The 18,853-nt window shown below is 72.0% G+C and carries 23 protein-coding genes; 9 read left to right on the top strand and 14 right to left on the bottom strand.

What is annotated here, in order from left to right; translation table 11 throughout:
- From ACIA8L_RS42485 to ACIA8L_RS42465, 5 genes are read right to left on the bottom strand one after another with little or no spacing between them, the layout of a single operon-like run.
- The gene (locus tag ACIA8L_RS42485) at nucleotides 1-660 is read right to left on the bottom strand and encodes a gamma carbonic anhydrase family protein (protein ID WP_395913727.1); all 660 of its coding nucleotides are present in this window, start codon (nucleotides 658-660) and stop codon (nucleotides 1-3) included.
- Nucleotides 660-1,712, bottom strand: coding sequence for an NAD(P)H-dependent flavin oxidoreductase (locus tag ACIA8L_RS42480; protein ID WP_395913872.1), 1,053 nt, complete (start codon nucleotides 1,710-1,712; stop codon nucleotides 660-662). Before ACIA8L_RS42480 ends, ACIA8L_RS42485 begins: the two co-directional genes overlap by 1 nt.
- A gap of 2 nt (nucleotides 1,713-1,714) precedes the next feature.
- Nucleotides 1,715-2,002, bottom strand: a complete 288-nt coding sequence (locus ACIA8L_RS42475) for a hypothetical protein (protein WP_395913725.1) — start codon at nucleotides 2,000-2,002, stop codon at nucleotides 1,715-1,717.
- On the bottom strand, nucleotides 1,999-2,751 hold the full coding sequence (locus tag ACIA8L_RS42470) for a CoA-transferase subunit beta (RefSeq protein WP_395913870.1): 753 nt from the start codon (nucleotides 2,749-2,751) through the stop codon (nucleotides 1,999-2,001). The genes ACIA8L_RS42475 and ACIA8L_RS42470 overlap by 4 nt, the downstream gene beginning before the upstream one ends.
- Nucleotides 2,752-2,759: 8 nt before the next feature.
- Nucleotides 2,760-3,590: a CoA transferase subunit A gene (locus tag ACIA8L_RS42465; RefSeq protein WP_395913723.1), complete on the bottom strand. Its 831-nt coding sequence runs from the start codon at nucleotides 3,588-3,590 to the stop codon at nucleotides 2,760-2,762.
- Between the two features lie 151 nt (nucleotides 3,591-3,741).
- Here ACIA8L_RS42465 and ACIA8L_RS42460 point away from each other — a divergent pair, with 151 nt between their 5' ends.
- On the top strand, nucleotides 3,742-4,329 hold the full coding sequence (locus ACIA8L_RS42460) for a TetR/AcrR family transcriptional regulator (RefSeq protein WP_223104241.1): 588 nt from the start codon (nucleotides 3,742-3,744) through the stop codon (nucleotides 4,327-4,329).
- Nucleotides 4,326-4,799: a hypothetical protein gene (locus ACIA8L_RS42455; RefSeq protein WP_395913721.1), complete on the top strand. Its 474-nt coding sequence runs from the start codon at nucleotides 4,326-4,328 to the stop codon at nucleotides 4,797-4,799. Before ACIA8L_RS42460 ends, ACIA8L_RS42455 begins: the two co-directional genes overlap by 4 nt.
- Here the strand turns inward: ACIA8L_RS42455 and ACIA8L_RS42450 are convergent.
- The gene (locus ACIA8L_RS42450) at nucleotides 4,740-5,486 is read right to left on the bottom strand and encodes a metal-dependent hydrolase (RefSeq protein WP_395913719.1); all 747 of its coding nucleotides are present in this window, start codon (nucleotides 5,484-5,486) and stop codon (nucleotides 4,740-4,742) included. The genes ACIA8L_RS42455 and ACIA8L_RS42450 overlap by 60 nt on opposite strands.
- A 240-nt stretch (nucleotides 5,487-5,726) precedes the next feature.
- Between ACIA8L_RS42450 and ACIA8L_RS42445 the strand changes: the two genes are divergently transcribed.
- Nucleotides 5,727-6,350: a hypothetical protein gene (locus tag ACIA8L_RS42445; RefSeq protein WP_395913717.1), complete on the top strand. Its 624-nt coding sequence runs from the start codon at nucleotides 5,727-5,729 to the stop codon at nucleotides 6,348-6,350.
- Nucleotides 6,351-6,359: 9 nt separating this feature from the next.
- On the opposite strand, the gene ACIA8L_RS42440 is transcribed toward ACIA8L_RS42445, so the two are convergent.
- The 4 genes from ACIA8L_RS42440 to ACIA8L_RS42425 all read right to left on the bottom strand — a co-directional run bounded on the left by ACIA8L_RS42440 (nucleotide 6,360) and on the right by ACIA8L_RS42425 (nucleotide 10,751).
- A complete protein-coding gene (locus ACIA8L_RS42440) occupies nucleotides 6,360-7,229 on the bottom strand; it encodes an SDR family NAD(P)-dependent oxidoreductase (protein ID WP_395913716.1) in 870 nt (289 codons plus the stop codon).
- 154 nt (nucleotides 7,230-7,383) lie between these two features.
- Nucleotides 7,384-8,574 (bottom strand): acetyl-CoA C-acetyltransferase, encoded by a 1,191-nt coding sequence (locus ACIA8L_RS42435; protein WP_395913714.1) that lies wholly within the window; start codon nucleotides 8,572-8,574, stop codon nucleotides 7,384-7,386.
- A gap of 15 nt (nucleotides 8,575-8,589) precedes the next feature.
- Nucleotides 8,590-9,249, bottom strand: coding sequence for an SDR family NAD(P)-dependent oxidoreductase (locus ACIA8L_RS42430; RefSeq protein WP_395913712.1), 660 nt, complete (start codon nucleotides 9,247-9,249; stop codon nucleotides 8,590-8,592).
- A gap of 2 nt (nucleotides 9,250-9,251) precedes the next feature.
- Nucleotides 9,252-10,751, bottom strand: a complete 1,500-nt coding sequence (locus ACIA8L_RS42425) for a FadD3 family acyl-CoA ligase (RefSeq protein WP_395913710.1) — start codon at nucleotides 10,749-10,751, stop codon at nucleotides 9,252-9,254.
- Nucleotides 10,752-10,797: 46 nt separating this feature from the next.
- Between ACIA8L_RS42425 and ACIA8L_RS42420 the strand changes: the two genes are divergently transcribed.
- From ACIA8L_RS42420 to ACIA8L_RS42405, 4 genes are read left to right on the top strand one after another with little or no spacing between them, the layout of a single operon-like run.
- Nucleotides 10,798-11,949, top strand: a complete 1,152-nt coding sequence (locus tag ACIA8L_RS42420) for an acetyl-CoA C-acetyltransferase (protein WP_395913709.1) — start codon at nucleotides 10,798-10,800, stop codon at nucleotides 11,947-11,949.
- Entirely contained in the window at nucleotides 11,924-12,838 is a 915-nt protein-coding gene (locus ACIA8L_RS42415) for an SDR family oxidoreductase (RefSeq protein ID WP_395913707.1), read from the top strand. The genes ACIA8L_RS42420 and ACIA8L_RS42415 overlap by 26 nt, the downstream gene beginning before the upstream one ends.
- Before the next feature lie 4 nt (nucleotides 12,839-12,842).
- Nucleotides 12,843-13,187 carry a hypothetical protein gene (locus ACIA8L_RS42410; RefSeq protein ID WP_395913705.1) on the top strand — a complete coding sequence of 115 codons (345 nt, stop codon included), beginning with the start codon at nucleotides 12,843-12,845 and terminating at the stop codon, nucleotides 13,185-13,187.
- 36 nt (nucleotides 13,188-13,223) lie between these two features.
- Nucleotides 13,224-13,349, top strand: a complete 126-nt coding sequence (locus ACIA8L_RS42405; protein ID WP_395913703.1) for a hypothetical protein — start codon at nucleotides 13,224-13,226, stop codon at nucleotides 13,347-13,349.
- Nucleotides 13,350-13,395: 46 nt separating this feature from the next.
- On the opposite strand, the gene ACIA8L_RS42400 is transcribed toward ACIA8L_RS42405, so the two are convergent.
- Complete coding sequence (locus tag ACIA8L_RS42400; protein ID WP_395913701.1) at nucleotides 13,396-14,049, bottom strand: winged helix-turn-helix transcriptional regulator; 654 nt, start codon at nucleotides 14,047-14,049, stop codon at nucleotides 13,396-13,398.
- Nucleotides 14,050-14,112: 63 nt separating this feature from the next.
- On the opposite strand from ACIA8L_RS42400, the gene ACIA8L_RS42395 reads away from it, so the two are divergent.
- On the top strand, nucleotides 14,113-14,889 hold the full coding sequence (locus tag ACIA8L_RS42395; RefSeq protein ID WP_395913699.1) for an SDR family NAD(P)-dependent oxidoreductase: 777 nt from the start codon (nucleotides 14,113-14,115) through the stop codon (nucleotides 14,887-14,889).
- A 76-nt stretch (nucleotides 14,890-14,965) separates the two neighbouring features.
- Here the strand turns inward: ACIA8L_RS42395 and ACIA8L_RS42390 are convergent, their stop codons facing one another.
- Nucleotides 14,966-15,592, bottom strand: coding sequence for a TetR/AcrR family transcriptional regulator (locus ACIA8L_RS42390; RefSeq protein WP_395913697.1), 627 nt, complete (start codon nucleotides 15,590-15,592; stop codon nucleotides 14,966-14,968).
- A gap of 51 nt (nucleotides 15,593-15,643) precedes the next feature.
- Here ACIA8L_RS42390 and ACIA8L_RS42385 point away from each other — a divergent pair, with 51 nt between their 5' ends.
- Nucleotides 15,644-16,519 (top strand): SDR family oxidoreductase, encoded by an 876-nt coding sequence (locus tag ACIA8L_RS42385; RefSeq protein ID WP_395913695.1) that lies wholly within the window; start codon nucleotides 15,644-15,646, stop codon nucleotides 16,517-16,519.
- Between the two features lie 15 nt (nucleotides 16,520-16,534).
- On the opposite strand, the gene ACIA8L_RS42380 is transcribed toward ACIA8L_RS42385, so the two are convergent.
- Nucleotides 16,535-18,031, bottom strand: a complete 1,497-nt coding sequence (locus tag ACIA8L_RS42380) for a S8 family serine peptidase (RefSeq protein ID WP_395913693.1) — start codon at nucleotides 18,029-18,031, stop codon at nucleotides 16,535-16,537.
- A gap of 200 nt (nucleotides 18,032-18,231) precedes the next feature.
- Entirely contained in the window at nucleotides 18,232-18,732 is a 501-nt protein-coding gene (locus ACIA8L_RS42375) for a GNAT family N-acetyltransferase (RefSeq protein ID WP_395913691.1), read from the bottom strand.
- Between the last annotated feature and the right edge of the window lie 121 nt (nucleotides 18,733-18,853).

Here is an 18,853-nt window from a genome sequence, read left to right as displayed (position 1 = left end):
TCACTCTACCAAGCGCTTGCTTGGTCCACCAGACCGTACTTCCGGCCCGCCCGGACCAGACCGGTGCACGTCGAGCAGCACGGAGGTCTCGGCCCCGGTCGACAGCGCCGGCCGGTTCGGCTCCACCTCGGCCAGCGGTGCACATTCGCGCATGGTTTCGCGGCTGCGAACGGTCAGTTCCTGGTACACCTTCGTGCCGTTGGCCTTCCACGCGAGCTCCTGGGCGTTCAGCTCGCGCACGATCCGGGCCGGTGAGCCGGCGGCGAGGGTTCGCGGCGGTACCACGAAACCGGCTTTGACGAACGCGTGCGCACCGACGAACGCCTCCGCGCCGACGTCCGCCCCGTCCATGACGACGGCGTTCATCCCGATGAGCGCGCCGGCGCCGATGCGGCAGCCGTGCAGGATGGCGCCGTGCCCGACGTGCCCGTCCCGGCCGAGCACGGCCTCGGTGCCTGGAAACGTGTGGAACACGCAGGAGTCCTGCAGGTTCGAACCCTCCAGCATGACGATACGGCCGAAGTCGCCGCGCAGGCTGGCGAACGGGCCGACGTAACAGTCCGCGTGCACGTGCACGTCGCCGATCAGCACGGCCGCCGGGTGCACGAACGCGCGCGGATGGACGACCGGGATGACCCCTTCGAGCGAGTACACCGGCATCAGGCCAGCCGTTTCAACACGGCCTCGGCCTCGGCCATGATCCGGTCGATCAGCTCCGCGCAGCTGGGCCGGTCGTCGATCAGGCCGGCCACCTGCCCGCTGGCCATGACACCGGCGTCGGGGCGGCCGTCGACCATTGCGTTGCGAATGAGCATCGGGGTGTTCGCCGCGAGCAGGACCTGGTCGTACCGCAGCCCGTGCTGTCCGCGCATCGCCCGCCCTTCGCGCACGAGCGACAACCACGAACGTCCGGACAGCGCACGAAATGCGCGCGCATTCGCGAACGCCCGCACGAATCGGCGCCCGGGAACGGACGGCTTCGCGAGCGCGTCCACGAACCCGGTGCGCAGGACGCGCTGCGGCACCCCGTCGAGCGCGTCGGTGACGACGGTGTCCGTGACGGACGCGGCCAGGTAACGGCGTTGCACGTCCTCGGCGATCGGACTGTCCGTGGTGAGCAGGAACCGGGTGCCCATGGCGATGCCGGCCGCACCGTACGCGAGGGCGGCGACCAGGCCGCGCCCGTCGTGGTAGCCGCCGGCCGCGACGACCGGGATGTCGACGGCGTCGACGACCTGCGGCAGGAGCAGTGAGATCGGGACCGGGCCGGTGTGCCCGCCACCCTCGCCGCCCTGCACGACGACGGCGTCGGCACCCCAGGCCGCGACCTTCTCGGCGTGCCGGCGCGCACCGACGGACGGGACCACGACGACCCCGGCCGTCTTGAGCTTGTCGATCAGCTCCGGCTTCGGCGCGAGCGCGAACGAGGCCACCCGCACCTCCTCCCGGATGAGCAGATCCGCGCGGCGGGCGGCGTCCGGTGCGTCCGCGCGCAAATTCACGCCGAACGGCTTGTCCGTCCGTGCACGGATGTCGGCGATCGCGGTGACCAGTTCGTCGTACGACAGCGTGGCGCTGGCCAGGATGCCGAGCCCGCCCGCGTTGGCGGTCGCCGCGGTGAGCTTCGCGTCGGACACCCAGCCCATGCCCGTCTGCACGATCGGGTACTGCACCCCGAACAGCTCGCAAATGGGCGTCCGCAAAGCCGGCAGCGTCACGCCATCACCAGCACAAGTTCCGACGCCGACGCAAGTTCCGACGCCGGCGCGAGTTCGGGCGCCGGCGCAGGTTCCAGCGCCGACGCGAGTTCCGACGCCGACGCAAGTTCCGACGCCGGCGCCACTTCCGACGCCGGCGCGAGTTCCGACGCCGGCGCCACTTCCGACGCCGGCGCGAGTTCCGACGCCGGCGCCACTTCCGACGCCGGCGCGAGTTCCGACGCCGGCGTATCCACTCGGCACACCCGGTGAGCGGTCATGTCGCTTCGCGCAGTACCGCTCACGCGGCCACCTCCCGGTTCCGGGCACCCTTCGGGTCGATCACGTCACGGATCAGGGCCAACTCGTCGTCGGTCGGGCGGCGGGTCTCGGGGACCTCCGCGGGTACCACCAGAGCAAAACCGGTGGCGTCCCGCACTTCGGCGACCGACACGCCCGGGTGTACCGACACGAGGCGCATCCGGTGGTCCTCGGAGCCGAAGTCGAACACGCCGAGATTGCTCACGACCCGGCGCAGCTCGTGGTACTTGGCCGCGGCGGGCAGGGCGGCGACCCGGTCGTAGCCGACGCCGCTGACCATGTCCACGGCTTCGACGAACGAGCGCGGGCCGTGCTTGGGCACCCAGTAGCTGGTCGGGTGGCTGACGGTGTTGCCGGGCGCGCCGCGCACGCCGAGCAGCTGCCGGGTCGGGCGGGCGAAGTCGCCGATCGCGGAGATGTTCGCGTTGCCGTAGCGGTCGATCTGGCTCGGCATCATCATCACGTGCCGGTGCCCGGTCCAGAGCAGGTCGAACACGGTCCGGAACGGGATCCAGCCCTCGATCTCGGCCGGGCGCTCGCCGATGGCCCAGGTGCCGCGGCCGAGCAGGGCCTCGCCGTCGGAGAGGAGCAGGTCGGGGGCGAAGGTCGCGCGGGCGAGGCGGCTGGCGATGCTCGGCACCACCCCGGTCGGGCTGGCCAGGATCTCGCCGTCGCCCCGCCACGCGTCGGCGCACGCCACGACGCAGATCTCGGCCCGGGTCACCGGGCTCATCACCGAAGTCATGCCACCGCCTCTGCCTGCTCGCCGTTGAGGTAGCGCTCGTAGAACGCCGGCCAGCGCTGCGGGTCGCCGGCGGCCTCCACGTATTCGCGCTGGAACGCCTCGTCGCGCCCGTAGTCCGGGTCGCACGAGGTGAAGTGCGCACCGCCGGGCGCCTCGACGACACCGTGCACCATCCAGCGCTGCAGCAGCAGGCTCTGCACGGGTGCGCGTTCGGTCAGCTCGGCGGTGGACACGATGCGCTCGACGGACACATACGCGCGGTCGGCCGCCTTGCAGTACAGGTCGTCGAAGTACGGATCGGGGCCCAGGTACTGCGCGTTGCCGTACACATCTGCGCGGTTGAGGTGCACGAGCGCGGCGTCCAGGTGCAAAGCGGGCACCGCGAGCAGTTCTTCACCGTCGTAGGGAGACGCGACCGTGCGCAGATCCGGGTTCACGGTGAGCACGTCGGAGCCGAGCCCGACCCGGGTGGGCAGGAACGGCAGGCGGCAGGCGGCCGCGTAGAGCCCCCACTGCAGCATGCCCTCGTCGTACTCGGTGACCTCGACGGCACCGGCCTGGCGGGCGGCGCGGAAGTGCGGCTCGAGCGGAATCGAGTCCAGCGACACGAACCCGTAGATCAGGCGCCGGACCTTCTTCGCGGCCAGCAGGAGGCCGACGTCGGGCCCCCCGTAGGTGACCACGGTGAGGTCCGTGAGCTCGGAGCGCAGGATCGCCCGGATCAGGGCCATGGGCTTGCGCCGCGACCCCCAGCCGCCGATCCCGATGGTCATGCCGGAGCGTAACTGCGCCACGACCTCGTCAGGGGACATCTGCTTGTTCGCCATCGCTGTGTTTGGCCGCCTTACTCCCGCAGGCTGACTTGCCCCACGACCGTACCAAGCGCTTGCTTGATTACGCTACACTCGTTTTCTCGCGGGATCGGTACACTCCGTGTTGGTCTGCGGGATACACCTTCTTCTCTGTAAAGGACACGGCATGGCGCGGGAGTCTGGAGAGCGGCGCGAGCGAATCCTCGCGTCCGCCGCGGCGCTGTTCGCCAACAAGGGCGTGGCGGCGACCACGGTGCGTGAGATCGCCGACGAGGTGGGCATTCTCTCCGGCAGCCTGTACCACCATTTCGAGTCCAAGGAGGCGATGGTCGACGAGATCGTCACCTCCTACCTCGAGGATCTGCGCACCCGTTACAAGCGGGTGCTCGCGGCGGACACCGATCCGCGCACGCGCCTGCACGACCTGATCGTGGCGTCGCTCGAGGTGGTCGAGGCGCACCCGCACGCCACCGAGATCTACCAGAACGATGTCAACTACCTGACGCAAATTGAGCGTTTCGGCTATCTGCGCAACGCCGGCAAGGAGGTCCAGTCGGCCTGGCTCCAGGTCATCGAGGCCGGCATCGCCCAGGGCGTGATCCGTTCCGATCTGGACCCCAAGATTCTGTACCGCCTGATGCGTGACGCGGTGTGGCTGTCGGTTCGGTGGTTCAAGCCGACCAAGGAGTACCCGATCACCCGCCTGGCCGAGGACTGCACGTCACTGTTCCTGGACGGCCTGTCCCGCCGGTGATCCGCCGCCGCGCCCGCACCCTGGCGGTCCTGGAACTGGTCAACGTCTTCCTGCTCAGCTGGCTCTTCTTCGGGGTACTGCACGTGCGCCCGACATTGCCGAATGTGCTCGGTATGACGCTGATCGCGCTGTTCCTGCTGATCGGCGCGGCGTACTGGGCGCTCAAGTACGCCCAGCTCGCCGCCCGCCACCGCCACCCGGCCGGCATGCACGTATTCCGCGCGCTCAACTGGCTGGGTGTGGCCGCTCTAGCGGCCGGCGCGGTGGTCATCGGTCTCGACCCGACACTCCCGGCCGTGCTGTTCTGGCTGTTCGCGCTGCTCGAGTACGTGAACTACTTCCACGTCCAGCTCATGCACGACACCCGCGCCGACCTGCGCCGCCTGGCCCGCACCGGCCGTCCGCACCGTTCACATCTGCGCCGAGACCTGCAGCGACCACCCCGCCACGAGCGCACCCACCAGCATTAGCCACCGCACCAGATGCTCGGTCCGCCCGCCGGTCCCGAACCGCAGCGGCCGCGGCGCCCGCAGCCGCATCCACCGCCGCCCGCGCACCATGACCGGAAACAGCGCCGGCACCCCGGTGTTGGTGAGCATGTCACCGGCGATGTGCGCCAGACAGCCGAACCCGATCGGCACCCCGAGCCACCACCAGCCGCCGGTCGGCGCGAATGTGAGCAGCGCCGCCGCCGCGAGCACCCCGGCCAGGGTCGCGCCGAGCGTCCCGCGCTTGCGCCGCGGCCACAGCGCCCGGACCGCCAGCCCGGTCGTCGCGAACATCACAACGGCCGCGAACACCAGCCCGCCGAGCATCCCGCCGAGCGCGATCAGGGCACCGGTGACCAGCGCGAACAGCACGGTGTGCGTCAGCGTCCGATGCCCGTCGAGATCGCGCACGTCAAGCCGGGTCCGTGTCCGCGCGTGCAGCACCGCGCAAGCCCGCCCGATCCGCTTGCAGGCCCACCGGCTGACCGGCCCGAACGTCCGCGCGACGCAGGAGCTGTGGTGATCGCAGTCCGGCAGCAGCGCCGCCCCGGCGGACATCACCGCACCGACGACGATCACCGGCAGGCCGACCGGGTGACCGGCCGCGGCCAGTACCGCGCACCCGCCCAGCCAGCCCGCCGCACCCGACACGGCATGTGAGGATCCCATCACGCACTCGATAGTGATCCATCCGCGCAAATGACCTCGTCCCACGGGGAACGACACGAACCGACGGGTCGCGACCGCCCGGCCCCACCGGCCTGATGATTCGAGGATTGTTCAACGATCCTCTTGATATATCGATGACGGTGCGTGATAGTCGAGGCAGGCCCCCTGCGGCCGGTAGGGGGATTCGACACCATGAAGCGACGGCGACGAGCGGCCGTTCGGATCGCTGCCTCGATGTGCATGATCGGCGCCCTGGCGACCGCCGGCTGTGGCGCGAACCCCGCCCCGCCCGGCCCGGCGGCCGCCTCGTCACAGCGGCCGCCCGCGCCGCCATCGGCGTCGCCGTCGCCGAGCCGTCAGGGCATTGCCGTCCCGAGCGTCGCCCCGATCACGCCGCAGAAGCAGCAGAACATCTACGGCGATCTCCCGGTGTACGAGCGCCAGGTGCTCTGGAAACTGGAGGATCGCACGCTCCGCCAGGCCGGCGCCAACGGCAGCCTGCTCGGCTCGTGCGACCAGCGGATCGACGGTTCGGCCGCGGTGACGACAACCTGCACCATCACGTTCGACGGCCTCGCGGTGCCGTTCAGCGTGACGGCCGGAGCGGGCGGGGCCTACGCGCAGTGGCGCGCCACCCAGACCAGCGGGCCGCTCATCCGGACGGCCGTCCATGCCGCGTGGTATCGGTACGTCTCCGCCAATGCCCCGGGCGCGACCGGCACGGCGATGTGCGATGCGCGGATGCCGGAGCGCTCGCTGGTGAACTTCAGCAGTCCGTTCTACGAATGCTGGTACACCGCCGACGGCGCGACCGTCGTGCGTTCCGTCCGTCTGACGGAGGCCGCCGGCGTGACGTTCGCCTGACCCGGGAACCTACTCGACTGGGGCCCGGTGCAGGCCGACCGGGCTCAGGGGGCCGACCTCGCCCGCGCCGAACGCCGCCGCCACCGAGGAGACCGTCCAGGCCGGGTTCCGGGTGCCTGGGCCCTGGACGGTGGGGTGAGCGATCATGGACAGCTCGTCGCCGTCGATGCGGACAACCTGGCCGTGCAGGCTTGTGGACGCGTCGGACAGCAGGTAGACGATCGCCGGTGCGTTCTGGGCCGGCGGTTTGTGCACGTTCTGGCCCTGCGCGGCGGCACCCAGGTAGGCCTCGTACGTGTCGGCCATCCGGGTGTGCGCGTTCGGGGACACGGCGTTCACGCGCACGCCCGTGCCGGCCAGGTCGGCGGCCCAGCAGTACGTGAGCGACGCTACCGCGCCCTTGCTGGCCCCATAGGCGCCCATCGCGGCCGATCCCGCGTGCGAACCGGACGTCACGTTCACGATCGAGCCCGTGCCGCGTTCGAGCATGGCGCGGATCGCGTGCAGGCCGCAGTACGCGGTGCCCAGGACGTTCACTTCCAGGACTGCGCGGAACTCGTCCGGGTCCTGTTCGCTCGGGTGCGCGAGGCGGAAGATGCCGGCGTTGTTGACCAGACCGTCGATCGTGCCGAACGCTTCGATGCACGAACGGACGATCGCGCCGGCGGTGGCCCAGTCCGCGACCGAGCCGATCGCGGTCTCCGCCCGACCACCGTCGGCCCTGATCGACCGGGCGACCGACAGTGCGTGATTTTCGTCTACGTCGTTGACAATTACGTTCGCCCCCTCGGCGGCGGCCAGGCGGGCATAAGCCGCGCCCAGCCCCTGACCGGCGCCGGTGACGACAATCGCCTTGCCGGCCAGGTGCCCGCCGCTCATGAGCAACGCTCCACACTCATCGCCCCGCCCGGCAGATTCGCGCCGCTCATGAGCAACGCTCCACGCCCATCGCCCGCCCGGACCGATGCGCGACGCTCAACACAAACGCTCCGGCACGGCACGCCCATCGCCCGGCGGGACAGGTGGCCGGTGCTCAAGACATGCGCTCCACGATCATCGCCATGCCCTGGCCGCCCGCGGTGCACATGGTTTCCAGGCCCAGCTGCTTGTCGCGGAACGACAGGCCGTTGAGCAACGTCGTGGCGATGCGGGCGCCGGTCATGCCGAACGGGTGGCCGACCGCGATCGCGCCGCCGTGGACGTTCACTTTCTCCGGGTCGGCGTTCATCTGGCGGTAGGACGGGATCACCTGCGCGGCGAACGCCTCGTTGATTTCGATCAGGTCGATGTCGTCGATGCTCATTCGCGCATGTGCGAGCGCGCGTCGCGTCGCCTCCACCGGGCCCAGGCCCATGATCTCGGGGCTGAGCGCGGAGACGCCCGTGGCCACGATTCGTGCGAGGGGGGTGAGGCCGAGTTCCCGCGCGCGGGCCGAGCTCATGACGACCAGCGCGGCGGCGCCGTCGTTCAGCGGGCAGCAGTTGCCGGCGGTGACGGTACCGTCGGGGCGGAAAACCGGCGACAGCGTGCTGACCTTCTCCAGGGTCACGCCCGCGCGGGGGCCGTCGTCGCGGGACAGCGTGGTGCCGTCGGGCAGTGTCACCGGCGTGATGTCAAGGTCCCAGAAGCCGTCGGCCTGGGCCTTCTCGGCGTTGTTCTGGCTGCGCACGGCGAACTCGTCCTGCTCGCGGCGGGTGATGCCGCACAGCGACGCGACGTTCTCGGCCGTCTCCCCCATCGCGATGTACACGTCCGGCAGTCCGCCCTCGGTGCGCGGATCGGTCCACGGCACGGTCGATGTGCGGGCCGGCCAGCGGGGGTTGCGGGTGTCGGGCATACCGTCCGCCTTGCCGGCCGGGTAGTGCGAGACGATCTCGGCGCCGGCGGCCACGAACGCGTGGCCCTCCCCCGCCTTGATGGCGTGGAAGGCCATCCGGATCGCCTGCAGCGACGACGCGCAGTAGCGGTTGACGGTGGTGCCGGGCACCATGTCCAGGCCGAGGTGCATGGCGACCTGGCGGCCGAGGTTGTACCCCTGCTCGCCGGCCGGCTGCGCGCAGCCGAGGATCAGGTCGTCCAACGTGGACGGAGCCAGGGCCGGCACCTTGGCCAGGGCCTGGGCGACGATGTCGGCGGCGAGGTCGTCGGCGCGCACCCCGGCGAGTGAACCCTTGTAGGCGCGGCCGATCGGCGAGCGCACGGCGGAGACGATGACGGCGTCCACAGTGGAACACCCCTTTCACTGGGAGACGGTCCAGCCCCCGTCCACGGGCAGCAGGACGCCGTTGATGTAGGCGGCGGCCGGGGAAAGCAGGAACAGGACGGCGGCGGCGACGTCCTCGGGACGGCCGGCCCGGCCCATCGGGTTGCGTTCGATGAGCGAACGGCCGAGCGGTGTGTCCGCGAAGCCGGCCATGCGCGGCGTGTCGATGAAGCCTGGTGCGACGGCGTTCGCGCGAACGCGCGGGGCGGCCCGGGTGGCGAGGTGGCGGGTGTAGCCGGCGATCGCGGCCTTGCCCGCCGAGTACCACGGCGAGTCGGTGCCGACCAGGTTCCCGGCGACGGAGGCGACGTTCACCACCGCCGATCCGTCCGGCGGGCCGGTGGCCAGCCAGGCCGACGTCACCATCTCCACGCTGCCCGCGGTGAACGCGAGACCGTCCACAAAGGGCAGCGCCGGGCCGCCGCTGGCCGGGCCGGCGTTGTTGACCAGGTAACGGACCGGGCCGGCCGCGGCGAACGCGGCGGCGACGGCGGCCGGATCGCGGACGTCCACAATGGAGCCGCCGTGCGTCGGGGCGAGGTCCCAGACGATCGGGCGCAGGCCCTGTTCCACACTCAACCGGGCGATGGCGGCACCGATACCGCTGGCCCCGCCGGTGATGACGACCGAATCCACGACTATCCGCTCCGCAACGTTGTCTTGAGCACCTTGCCGCTCGCGTTGCGGGGCAGGGCATCGAGGAACACGAACGACCGGGGCAGCTTGTAGTTGGCGAGCCGCTCCTTGCAGAACTTGGCGAGGTCGTCAGAGCTGAAAACCGAGCCCGGCCGTGGTACTACGAACGCCCGCGCGACCTCACCGAGGCGCCCGTCCGGCACGCCCACGACGGCGACCTCGGCCACGAACGGATGCCGGGCGATCACCTGCTCGATCTCGGCCGGGTAAGCGTTGAAACCGCCGACGATGAACATGTCCTTGAGCCGGTCGGTGATGCGCAGGTAGCCGCGCTCGTCCAGCACACCGACGTCGCCCGTGTGCAGCCAGCCCTCGGCGTCGATCGCGTCGGCGGTGCTGGCCGGGTCGTCGAAGTACCCCCGCATGATGTTGTAACCACGGATCAGCACCTCACCGGAGGAGCCGTCGATGCGGACCTCGACCCCCGGGACCGCCGCGCCGCAGGTGCTGGCGACGGTCTCGGGGGTGTCGTCGGGGCGGCACATGGTGGCCGTCCCGCACGACTCGGTCAGGCCGTACGCGGTGAGGACGGTCTCAAGGCGCAGCTCGGCCCGCAGCCGCTCGATCATCACCACGGGAACCGTGGTCGCACCGGTGATGGCGACGCGCAGGCTGGACAGGTCGTACGCCGTGCGGGCGGGATGGTCGAGCATGGACGTGTACAACGTCGGAGGTCCCGGCAGGACCGTGATCCGCTCCCGCTGGACGATGTCCAGCGTGGTCGGCACGTCGAAGACGGCCTGGGGCACGATCGTCGCGCCGCGCAGGAGGCAGGCGATGACGCCGGCCTTGTAGCCGAAGGTGTTGAAGCAGGGGTTGACCAGCAGGTACCGGTCCCCTTCGCGCAGCTGCGCGAGCTCACTCCAGGCCACGTACAGCTCGGTGCTCTGGAGGTGGGTGAGCATGGCGCCCTTGGGCCGGCCGGTGGTGCCGCTGGTGAAGAACAGGTCGGCGAGGTCGTCCGGGTACACGACCGCGTCGACGCCCTTGCCGACGGCCATGAAGGTGTCCCACTCCGCGAACGGGACGATGTCGTTCAGTGCCGGTGTCGGCGTCTCGGCGGCCGCGTCGGTGAGCGAGTCGATGTAGCGGTTGCCGAGGAATCCGTCGTCGACGAGCAGCAGCCGGGCCCCGCTGCGGGCCAGGATGTACGCCGCCTCCGGGCCCTTGAACCGCGTGTTCAGCGGCACGAGGACGCCCCCGGCTGAGACGATGCCGAGGGCGGCGACGATCCACCGCCAGCCGTTCGGGGCCCACAGGGCGACGCGGTCACCCTTGCCGACCCCGCGGGCAGCCAGGGCCTCGGCGCACCGGGTGACCTCGGCGCCGAGCTCGGCGTAGCTGAGGCGGACGTCGCCGTCGACGATCGCCTCACGCAGGCGGTAGTGAGCGGCGCCGGCCCGGACCAGATCGGGGATGGTCCGGGCGTCCAACGGTTCCATGGAGGGCACCTTACCAACCAAGCAAGCGCTTGGTAAGGTCCAAGTCATGACGGAGGCATTTCTGGTCGAGGCCGTGCGCACACCGGTCGGCCGGCGCGGCGGCGGACTGTCCGCGATCCACCCCGCGGACCTCGGCGCACACGTGCTCACCGCGCTGGTCAAGCGCAGCGGCGTCGACCCGGGCGCGGTCGACGACGTGATCTTCGGCTGCGTCGACGCGCTCGGCCCGCAGGCCGGCAACATCGCCCGCACCAGCTGGCTGGCGGCCGGGCTGCCCGAGCACGTGCCCGGGGTGACCGTGGACCGGCAGTGCGGCTCCTCGCAGCAGGCCGTGCACTTCGCCGCGCAGGCGGTGATGTCCGGCACGGCCGACCTCGTCGTGGCCGGCGGCGTGCAGAACATGAGCGCCATCCCGATCTCCGCGGCGATGCTCGCCGGGCAGCAGTACGGCTTCGACGACCCCTTCCGCGGCTCCGCCGGCTGGCACGCGCGCTACGGCACGCAGGAGATCAGCCAGTTCCGGGCGGCCGAGCTGATCGCCGCCGAGTGGGCGCTGACCCGGGAGGAGATGGAGGCGTACGCCCTGGAAAGCCACCGCCGGGCCGCCGCCGCCATCGACAGCGGCCGGTTCGAGCGCGAGATCGAGCCCATCGCCGGCGTCGCCGCCGACGAGGGCCCGCGCCGCGACACGACCCTCGAGAAGATGGCCGGCCTGCCGACGCTCAAGCCCGGCGGAGTCGTCACCGCGGCCCTGGCCAGCCAGATCTCAGACGGCGCGGCCGCACTGCTCGTCGCGAGCGAACGCGCGGTGCGCGAACACGGCCTGCGCGTGCGGGCGCGCATCGCACACTTGAGCGTTCGCGCGGACGACCCGGTGTACATGTTGACCGGTCCGATCCCGGCGACCGAGCACGCACTGCGCAAGAGCGGACTGTCCATGGACGACATCGACGTGGTGGAGATCAATGAGGCCTTTGTCCCCGTCGTGCTCGCCTGGCAGCGCGAGACCGGCGCGGACCTCGCGCGCGTCAACCCTCTCGGCGGCGCCGTCGCGCTCGGCCACCCCCTCGGCGCGACCGGCGCGCGGCTGATGACGACGATGCTGCACGAACTGGAGGCCCGCGGCGGCCGATACGGTCTGCAGACCATGTGCGAGGGCGGGGGAACGGCCAATGTCACGATCATCGAACGGCTCTGACGCCGGGGCCGGTGCGGTCGCGCTGGTCACCGGCGGCACCCGGGGCATCGGCCGGACCATCGTGGCCCGCCTGGCCGCGTCCGGCTACCGGGTCGTCACCTGCGGCCGCACCGACCCCGGCGACCTAGCCGGCGCCGAAGCCAGAGCCGAACCCAGGGCCGAAGCCGGAACCGGAGCCAGGGCCGGAACCAGAGCCGGAGCCAGGGCCGGAGCCGGAACCGGAGCTAGAGCCGAAACCGAAACCGAAACCGGAGCCGGAGCCGGTCGCATCCTCTTCCACCGCGCCGACATCCGCGAACCCGACCAGGCGGCCGCGCTCGTCGCCGCCGCCATGGACGCGTTCGGCCGGCTCGACCTGGTCGTGAACAACGCCGGCGGCGGCCCCCCGGTCCCGGCCGCGACCGCCTCACCCAACCTGGTCACGGCCGTGGTCCGGCTCAACCTCCTGGCCCCGTTCTTCGTCGCCCAGGCCGCCAACGCGGTGATGCAGGCCCAGGACACCGGCGGCCTGATCGTGAACATCGGCAGCGTGTCGGCTTTGCGACCGGCCCCGGGCACCGCGGCCTACGCGGCGGCGAAGGGCGGCCTCGAGGTCCTCACCCGCGCCCTGGCCCTGGAGTGGGCGCCCCGGGTCCGCGTCAACACGGTGACCGCGGGCGTGGTGCGGACCGACGACAACGCCGCCCACTACGGCGACGAGCGGGCACTGGCGGCGGTCGCGGCGACGGTACCCCTGGGCCGGATGGCGACCCCCGACGACATCGCCGACGCCGTGCTGCTGCTCGCCTCCCCCTTGGCCGGCTACATCACCGGTGCGTCCCTGCTCGTCGACGGCGGCGGCCAGCTCCCCCGCTACTCGGACGCGATTGGCGGACCCGCTCTACCCTGACCCGGTGACGGCTACCGATCTGGACCTCACCGCGCGGGCGGCCGACGTGCTGGCCGCCGACATCCACACGACCAAGCGCGCCGGCCGTTGGGCCGCCGCCCGCTGGGTCGCCGCCGGCCTGGCCCGCCTGGCCGCCGACGCCGACGACGACCCGGGCGAGCCGATGCTTCCGTTCAGCCACTTCGTCCTGACCCGCCGCGACACCGGCGAGGAGCTCCTGCGCGTCGACGCCGACTTCGACGACCACCACCTCCTGGCCCACGTCCAGCAGCAGCTCGACGAGCTGACCGCCGGCGAGTTCCTGGACCGCTGGGGCGTCACACCGGACGTCACCGCGGGCGGCCAGTGATGCGTGAGCGCCGCCGGGCCGGGTAACCGGCCGACTATGCGAATCGGCAACGTCGAAGTGCGCGTGCTGGGCGGCCCGCTGGGGTGCCTGCTGATGGTCCTGGGCTCGCTGGTGCTGTCGGCCCTGTGCACGTTCGGCGCGAACCTGCTGCTCCGCCACTGACCGGTCGCCGCCGACGCAACGGGCCAGCGCGCGCCGTCGGAGCGCGTCAGTGCGCGCCGTCGGAGCGGGGCGGGTGCGGGTCGGTGACGGCGTGCAGGAGGCGGCGGATGGCCGTCGGGGCGCCGACCACGGCGGCGTGGCCGTCGGCGCACGTGGACTCGAGCGTGCCGGGGGCGGTGAGCAGGGCGGCGAAGGTCTTCGGGTCGGTTTTCAGGGAGACGTCGGCGGAGCCCGGCTCGCCCGCCTCGACCTCCGCCCGGCCGTGCGCGAGGCGGACCGTCCACACCCGGCCGTCGAGCTCGAGGCGGCAGGTGAGCGGGGGCGCTGACGGGTCGGGGTGGGCGGCGCCCTGCAGGAAGATCAGCACCGACGTGGCGCTCAGCGCGGCCGGAGCCGGTGGCTGGGGTGCTTCGATGCCCCAGTCGCCCAGGGCCCGGACGATCGGTTCGAGGGCGCGGCCGCGTTCGGTCAGCTCGTAGCCGTCCGACGGGGCGCGCCGGATCACGCCGTTGTGCTCGAGCTCGCGGAGGCGGTCGGCCAGCAGGTTGGAGCTGACGCCGGGCAGGGCCTGACGCAGCTCCGAGAAGCGTTGCGGCGTCAGGAGCAGCTCGCGGACCACGAGCAGGGCCCAGCGTTCCCCTACGACGTCGAGCGCCCGGGCGACGCCGCACGCGTCCCGGTAACTCCTGCTCGTCGGCATGGCTCAAAAAGTACCACAGCTGCCAGTTGCTTTTAACAACTAGCTTTGGTTAGGGTTTTGCACATGAGTGGACTGTTGTTGGAGAACAAGAGCGCCGTCATCTATGGCGGCGGGGGTTCCATCGGGGCGGCCGTGGCGCGCGTCTTCGCACGGGAAGGGGCGCGCGTGTTTCTCGCCGGGCGCACGCTCGCGCGACTCGATGCGGTGGCGCGCGACATCCGGGCCGCGGGCGGGGATGTCGATACCGCGCAGGTCGACGTGTTCGATCAGGTCGCCGTCGTGCACCACGCCGATGCGGTGGCCGCGGCGGGTGACGGAATCGACATCGCGCTCAACGCCGTGAGCGTGCCGCACGATCAGGGAACGCCACTTGCGGACCTGTCGGTGGACGAGTTCATGCGGCCGATCGACGGGTTCCTGCGCATGCTGTTCATCACCAGCCAGGCCGTGGCCCGGCACATGGGGCGGGAGCGGCCGGGGGTCATCCTGACGCTGTCCGAGCCGGGCGCGCGGCTGACGATCCCCGGCATTCTCGGGCACGGGGTGAGCGCGGCCGGGAAGGAGACGTTCGCGCGGCTGCTCGCGGCGGAGCTGGCGCCGCGCGGCATCCGGGTCGCCGGGATCCGGCCGCACGCCGTCGTCGACGCGGGGGCGGCGGGGTCATACACCGCCGACCTCTTCGGGCCCGCCGACCTGGCCGGGCTGGCGCAGGGGACGCTGCTCAAGCGGCTGCCGACGCTCGCCGAGGTCGCGGAGACGGCGGCGTTCCTGGCCTCGGACCGGGCGGCCGCGGTGACCGGGACGGTGGCCAATCTCTCGGCCGGGGCGCTGGTGGACTGACACCGGGCCGGCCCAGCTCGGCCTACCCGGCCTACCCGGGTCACTCGGCCTACCCGGGTCACTCGGCCCGCCCGGCCTACCCGGCCCGCTCGGCCCGCTCGGCCGGCTCGGCGGCGACCATGGCCACGAGGGTGTCCAGGAGCTCCTCGGCCGTGGTGCGCCACTTCTCCTGGTTGAGGTGGCCGGAGACGGTCATGCCGGTGATGCCGTGGACGCTGGTCATGAGCAGGGCTCCGTAGCGGTGGGCGGCGGCCGCGCCGACCACCTCGGTGACGATCGCGAGAAACTCGTCCTGGCTGCGCTGGGCGGCGCGGACCACGGCGTCCGGGTCGCCGGTCGGGGTCATGAACATCTGCTGGTACAGGTGGGGGTGCCCGCGTCCGAGCGCCATCAGGCCGGCCAGGCCGATGCGCAGCTTCTCGGCCGCGGACCGGTCCGGGTCGGCGCGCAGGGCGTGCACCTGGTCCCCGAGCCGGTCCCAGGCCTCGGCCGCGACCGCGGTGAGCAGGCTCTCCTTGTCGGCGAAGTGCCCATAGGGGGCGCCGCGACTCACGCCCGCCCGGGCACCGACCTCGCGCAGCGTCACGGCGTCGGGGCCGCCCTCGTCGAGCAGCTCGGCGGCGGCGTCGAGCAGGGCCCGGCGGGTGGCGGCGGCCGACTCGGCGCGTCGGGAGGCGGCGGCGTGCTCAGCGCGGGCGACCATGCCACCAGTCTACGGTTGACACTGTCATATGAAATGCCTACCCTCACTCATATGACAACGTCACATGGAATTGTCGTCGTGACCGGCGCCTCGACCGGCATGGGCGCGGCCACCGCCCGCGAACTGGCCCGGCGCGGCTACCACGTGCTGGCCGGAGTGCGCCGGGAGCGCGACGGTGACGCCATCCGCGCCGACGGCGTCGAACCCGTCATCCTCGACATCACCGCGCCCGACCAGGTCGCCGCCCTCGCCGCCCGGGTCGAAGGCTCCGCCGTGCGGGCCCTGGTCAACAACGCCGGCATCGCCGTCAACGCGCCGGTCGAGGCGCTGCCCCTGGCCGACTGGCGCCGCCTGTTCGAGGTCAACCTGTTCGGGCATATCGCCGTCACCCAGGCCCTGCTACCGGCCCTCCTGCGCAGCCGCGGCCGGATCGTCAACATCAGCTCCGTCGGCGGGCGGGTCGCGATGCCCGCCTACGGGGCGTATGCGGGGAGCAAGTTCGCCCTCGAAGCCGTCAGCGACGCCCTGCGCCAGGAGCTCGCCCCGCACGGCGTCCAGGTCGTGGTCGTCGAGCCGGGCGGTGTGCGGACGGCGATGAACGAACGGGGCGCCGCGACCGCTGCCGACCTCGCGGCCGGGATGACGGGGCCGCAGCGGCAGCGGTACGGCGACCTGATGCGGGCGGTCATGGCCCACGCCGACGCGTTCACGAAGGCCGGCCAGTCCGCCGAAGCCGCCGCGAAGGTCATCGTGAAGGCCACGACCGCCGCCAACCCGCGCATCCGCTACACGATCGGCCGCGACGCCGCCGTGTTCATCCCGCTGTCCCGATTCCTGCCCGGCCGCCTGCTGGACCGGATCGTGGCCCGCGACCTGCGTCCGCACTTTCCAAAAGCCGCCGGGGGTACTGTGCCCGCCCGCGCGTGAGCCTTCGATCGCGCTCTAGGACCAGGTCGCCGCGGACCAGCCGTCGCTCGACCAGGTGCGGCCCGACCAGGTGCCGGCCGACCACGTCCGACCGGACCAGGTGCGTCCGGACCAGGCCGGGTCGCTCCAGCCGGCGGCGGCGTTGCCACCCCACGGGGCCGCGGTCCAGGTGGCCGCCGCCCACGTCTTCCCGGCCCAGGATGTACCGGTCCAGCCGTCGCCGGCCAGCCGGTAGCCGAGCCACAGGCCGCCCGACCAGGACGGCGTGGTGGACTTCGCCCACTGCGCGGTGCCGAAGGTGCCCCAGACGGTCCGCTCGCCGGTGAGCTTGACGCCGTCGATGGTGAGGCCGGCCGTACCGCGGGAACCCTGCAGCGACCCGGTGCCACTGGACAGCGTGACCGCCGGCGCGGTGACCGCGAGGCCGGTGCGGGCGAGCGCACCGTTGACGTTGAGCGCGGACAGGCCCAGCGTCTTGGCGGTGCCGGTGCTCAGCGCGGTGCCGCCCTTGACCAGCCAGTCCTTGACCTGGTCGGGGGTGGCGGCCGGCTTGGCCTGCAGCAGCAGCGCGGCGGCGGCCGTGACGACGGCGGTGGCCTGCGAGGTGCCGCTGCCCTTGAACAGGGTGGTGCCGACCCGGGCGTCCGGGTACAGGTTGTCGATGTTCGAGCCGGGGTCGCGCAGCGAGGCGATGGAGGTGCCCGGCGCGAGCAGGTCGACCTGCCCGGCCACGCCGGCGGTGCTGGTGCCGGCCAGGTTCGTGAACGTCGCCAGCGTGTCGTCGGCGGTGGTCGCGGTGCCGTTGGTCGCGGTGGCGCCGACGGACAGGATCGAGTCGTCCATCGCCGGGTTGGTCAGCGCGCCGGCCGTGTTGCCGTTGTTGCCGGCGGCCGCGACGACCACGATCCCGGCCTTCCACGCCTTCTGCACCGCGAACTGCAGCGGGTCGGTCCAGGACTTCGTGGCGCCGCCCGAGCCGTAGGAGAGGTTCAGCACGCGGATCGGGCTGCTCGGGTCGTCGTTCTTGTGCTGCACGACCCAGTCGATCGCGGCGATCATCTGCGACACGTCGACCGCTCCGGTCGCGGTGCCGATCTTCACCGAGGTGAGCTTGACGTCGGGCGCGATGCCCTTGCTGCCGGAGGTGCTGTCGTTGCCGACGATGATGCCGGCCATGTGCGTGCCGTGGCCGTACGTGTCGAGGTAGCGCAGGTTCGCCGCCTGCGACTCGAACGACAGGTCCGGCCCGTTGACGATCTGCGCGGCCGGCAGGCCGGGCACCGACGCGACGCCGGTGTCGATGAGCGCTACCCCGACCCCCTTGCCGGTCAGCGCCGCGGCCGTGCCGGTGTCCGCCCCGATGCTCGATCGGACCTGCGCGAGCGTCGTCGCCGTCGCCGCGGTGCCGGCCGGTGTGACGGCCGCGGCGACCGGGTGCGCGCTGAGCGCGACCGTGGCCGCGGGTGCCAGCACGGCGGCGACGACCGCCCGCATCTTCTTGCGCCTGTTCACGAGATGGTTGCTCCGTCCCTGGAATGGGTGTCTCCCGAAGATCAACCATCAGCCGCCGGCCGGCGTTCGTCACGGGTCGCGGCCGAAGTCTGGCCGATGACCCGACACGAATCGTTCGGCCGGTGTCAGCCGGGTGGGCGGGCGGCGACCGGGCCGCAACCGGGCCGCGCCCGCCGCGCTCCCCGCCGTCCCGGCCGGGCTCAGGTCAAGTGCTTGATGAGGAAGCGGCAGGGGTCGGCCACCTCGTGGTGGCCCGCGTCGTCGGTGTAGAAGTAGCGGTCCGTGTAGTGGAAGTCCGTCTCCTCGTAGCCGAGACGCCGGTACAGCGCGGCCGCCCGCGGGTTGCTGTCGTCGACGCCCAGGCCGATCTGCCGGCAGCCGCGGTCCGCCGCCAGGGTCTCGGCCGCGCGGATCAGCGCGGTGCCGATGCCCTGCGACTGCAATGGTGCGGCGACCGCCAGGGCGTTGATCTCCGGGCAGCCGGGGTAGCGGGTGCGGACCGCCTCGGCGTGGCCGCCGTCCCACAGCACGGAGGCGTGGCCGATCGGCTCACCGTGCACGAACGCGAGCAGGAACGTGCTGCGGCCGGCGAGCTGGCGCGCGTATCGGGCGTCGTGATAGCGGTTGGGGCCGGTCGGCAGGTGGCGTTCCAGGGCGGCTATGTCGGACTCGCGGGCGGGGCGGATCAGGGGTTCCGGCATGTCGCCGACCCTATCCGGCGCGGTCGAACCCCATTCGGAGCGGTGACGGTGACACAGGAGACGGCACAGCGCAACGCTTCACGCGAACACGCGCGCGAGCAGGAGACGGCACAGCCCAACG

The organism is Dactylosporangium sp. NPDC051541, from assembly GCF_044454505.1.
In the GTDB taxonomy this organism is placed as follows: Bacteria; Actinomycetota; Actinomycetes; order Mycobacteriales; family Micromonosporaceae; genus Dactylosporangium.
Note: the sequence above shows the minus strand (reverse complement) of the source record. Positions and strands in the feature narration are given on the sequence as shown.